1 protein-coding gene is annotated in these 448 nt (G+C 43.3%); it reads right to left on the reverse strand.

Annotation, left to right across the window (positions count from 1 at the left end; translation table 11 throughout):
- Positions 1 to 82 precede the first annotated feature (82 nt).
- Positions 83 to 448: oligopeptide/dipeptide ABC transporter ATP-binding protein (locus ACYVRA_RS08955; protein ID WP_461252364.1), on the reverse strand; the 366-nt coding region annotated here is incomplete at its 5' end.

Genomic DNA, 448 nt, shown 5'->3' on the forward strand with positions numbered 1-448 from the left:
CTTAATTTCTTTTTTTCCAAAAAGATCGAATCTTTTGCTGACATAAGCGCATGAGACGTTACGGATTGAAAGCAGGGGAGTGTCAGGCATTACAGCCTCCGGTAGACGGAAAATAGCAACGAACTTTCGCGCTGTTAATTTCTTTTTGGGGAGGTAAACTTTGAGAACAGATGCTTTGGGCTTTTTCGCAACGGGGAGCGAAAGGGCAGCCGGGAAAGTTGTCATATATCGAAGGAACTTTGCCGTGAATACTGTTCAGTTTTTTACCGCGTTTTTCTTTTTCTGGAATTGCATTTAATAGGGCGTTTGTATACGGATGAAGGGGGGAGAAAAACGCGCCCGCTTGCCCTTCTTCGACGATTCTTCCCGCGTACATGACAAGGAAGCGGCTGCAAAATTGACGTATTATCGAAAGATCGTGCGATATTATTAAAACTGAAGTTTTATA

The sequence above is a fragment of the Treponema sp. R8-4-B8 genome, assembly GCF_054786175.1.